Origin of the sequence: Candidatus Viridilinea mediisalina (assembly GCF_002532535.1) — a bacterium.
Classification (GTDB): domain Bacteria; phylum Chloroflexota; class Chloroflexia; order Chloroflexales; family Chloroflexaceae; genus Viridilinea; species Viridilinea mediisalina.
Genome location: NZ_NQWI01000226.1, coordinates 1 through 3,012, shown reverse-complemented (window position 1 = coordinate 3,012; position 3,012 = coordinate 1). Strand labels below are relative to the sequence as shown.

The 3,012-nt window shown below is 56.8% G+C and carries 2 protein-coding genes; both read right to left on the bottom strand.

What is annotated here, in order from left to right:
* Positions 1-80: 80 nt before the first annotated feature.
* On the bottom strand, positions 81-2,096 hold the full coding sequence (locus tag CJ255_RS21525; RefSeq protein ID WP_165774878.1) for a response regulator: 2,016 nt from the start codon (positions 2,094-2,096) through the stop codon (positions 81-83).
* Position 2,097: 1 nt separating this feature from the next.
* The gene (locus CJ255_RS21520) at positions 2,098-2,868 is read right to left on the bottom strand and encodes a response regulator transcription factor (protein WP_165774877.1); all 771 of its coding nucleotides are present in this window, start codon (positions 2,866-2,868) and stop codon (positions 2,098-2,100) included.
* Positions 2,869-3,012 lie beyond the last annotated feature (144 nt).

Sequence of the window (3,012 nt, the reverse complement as noted above, 5' to 3'; positions counted from 1 at the left end):
GCCCATTGGGACGCCATGTTCGGCAATCTACAATCTACAATCTACAATCTACAATCTACAATCTACAATCTACAATCGTATTATGCCGAATCCTGTGGCAAATAGAATGCAAAAATACTCCCCACCCCAGGCGTCGAAGCAACCCCCGTCCAGCCTCCATGACGACTGATCAACTCCTGAGTAATCGCTAGACCCAAGCCGGTTCCTGGTACGCGGGATTGGTTCTCGACGCGGTAGAAGCGGGTGAAGAGGTGCGGCAGATGCTCGGCGCTAATCCCTAGTCCGCTGTCTACCACCCGTACTCCCGCGTAATGGCTCGATCCCGCTTCGCCTAACCCCGGCCACGCCTCGCTATCAACGCTCGCCGTTTCCAACATACGACATTCGCAACGGATCGTGCCTCCTTCTGAGGTATATTTGATCGCATTACTAATCAGATTACGCATGCACTGTCGCAACTGGCCCTGATCGCCCTGGACAATCACGTCTTCGCTGATGGCCAATTCACAATGCAGTTGTTTACGTTTCGCCAAAGGCTGAAGCCGCTCAAGTTCGCCCTGCAGCAACCGCCCCAGATCGAGCGCTTCGCTCTGGATGGGCAACTGGCCGCTATCCATGCGACTCAATTCCAGCACATCACCAATCAGATCATCAAGCAGCGCGGTTTGGAAGCGCACCTCACGGATCAAGTGTTTGCGCCGCTCATCGTTGAGCCGGTCGTAGAGTGTGTCGAGGTTACCGCTATGCAAGGCAATGATCGAAAGCGGCGTGCGTAGCTCGTGCGAAACATTAGAGATAAAGTGGGCCTTCATGCGCTCGGCGGCGCGCACAAGGGTAATGTCGCGCTGAATACTCACCATGCCCGCGAGTTCACCCGTATGGTGCAGATCAAAGAGGGGGGCAACCGTAAGCTCCATATCATAGCCAGTGCCATCTTTACGCAGCCCACGCAGATCGCCACGCCACACCTGTCCAGCGGCGATGTGCTCGTGAATCAAATGATCAAGCTCAAATTCTGCCCCCTCCCCATGCCCCTGGATCATCGTCCATGAGCGCCCCAACAACTCATCATGGCTATGTCCGGTCAGCGCAATCGCAGCAGGATTAGCATAGCTAATAATCCCATCGGCATCGGTCACCAGCACCGCCTCGCCGAGGGCTTCGAGGATCGCTTGGGTACGATCGCGTTCAACCTGGAGCTCATAGGTGCGCGTAGCCACAATCGTCTCAAGGCTATTCACATGGTACTGGAGTTGCTGATTGAGCAGGACGGTCTCGATGGCCTGGCCCAAGGCCCCAGCAAGGCTCTGCACCAACGCAAGTTCAGGCGGCGCAAACTCACGCCCCGCGTCGTCATAGAGCGCAATCAAGCCCTGCGGCTTGCCTTTAATCAAGATAGGCATGCTCAACGAAGGGGTCAGATTATAGGTCATCATGTGGGGATGCATGCGAGGATGCAAAACTTGTGCGCTAAAGCGGTGGTTCAGCGCGTTGACCATGTATTTTGGTTCGATATGAGCCTGGGCCGCCTTGAGATCAATGCCATCCACCAGGACGCGGCATGCCTCGGTGAGGGCCGGTTCAATCTGGCTGGCTTGGCGCAACGGCACTGCGGTCGAGACGATGAATTCATTGAGCAACGAGAGATCACGGTTGCGGCGCAGAATTTCCTCTTCGGCCCGTTGGCGCTGGGTACGCTCTTCGAGCAAGCGGCGGTAGCGATTGAGGCGCAAGATCGAAGCGACCCGCGCCCGTAGTTCGAGGAAGTCCACCGGCTTGGTAATGAAATCATCAGCCCCGGCATGGAGACTCTGCAGGCGCGCCTCGGCATCATGCAGCGCCGTAATCATGATCACCGGCACCTCGGCCAGGCGAGGCTCGGTTCGCAATTGGCGGCACACATCCATGCCATGGATATCGGGCAGCAGCACATCGAGCAGAATGAGATCGGGCAACTGCGCCTTGGCCAAATCTAACGCCCGCGTCCCCGTATCCGCCGTCAGTACACGATAGCCCTGCTCTTGCAAAACGACCACCATCAACTGTTGAATCACCGGGTCATCATCAACAATCAGCACACTCCCGCTCGGCACCATGCTAATCCTCCGGTATAACCAAGCGGTAGCCAACGCTCCGCACATTCTCGATACAACCCATCTCACCAACGGCATAGCCCAAACGGCGGCGCAGGGTACGAATCATAGGCCGCAAGAGCGCACTCGCCTCAGCCTCATCGGTGGCGATCCCGTGGCTCACTTGGACAATCGCGGTTGGCGCGATCACCTCGCCAGGATGACGCGCCAGGAGTTCCAAGACGCGAAACTCACGGGCGGAAAGTTCCACTTCGCGGCCAGTCAACCAGACGCGGTGCTGGGCTGTGGCAATGCGTAAGGGGCCAACCTCAAGCGCATCCGCTCCAGGCTGTGGTAGCGCTTCCGCACTAGGCGTAGCGGCAACCTCCTTGCTCGCTTGCTCTTCCGACCAGAGCAGCGCCAGATCACGGGCGCGGCGCAAACGCCCCTCAACCGCCGCCAGCAGATCTTCAGGCTTCACCGGCTTTGTCAGATAGTCGTCAACACCAAGCATCTTGCCATAGCGCACATCACTCGCCAGCGCTCGGGCCGTAAGGAAAACAAACGGAATACGTAAGAGTTGCGGATCGGCGCGTACCTGCTCATAGAGCTGATAGCCATTTAATTCCGGCATCGCAATATCGGCCAAAATTAGATCAACCGCCGTCGAACGCAACTGCTCAAGCGCACCATAGCCATCCTCAGCCACGAGAACCTGATAGCCTGCAGCTTCTAGGGTCAATTGCAGGCCACTGAGTAACTCAGGCTGATCGTCAACCACAAGGATGGTAGCCACCTCGTAAACTCCTCCACTATAGAAATTATCTGAACAGCATGGTACCTGTTGGAGTGCCGGCTTTAGCCGGCTGAGGTCTTTGGAAGCGATGGGAAGCCGACTAAAGTCGGCACTACGATGCATGTGAACCATGTACTACTCAGC

Bases quoted from the DNA above. Each gene is read 5' to 3' on its own strand.
- CJ255_RS21525 (WP_165774878.1), bottom strand. From the start codon at position 2,096: ATGGTGCCGAGCGGGAGTGTGCTGATTGTTGATGATGACCCGGTGATT.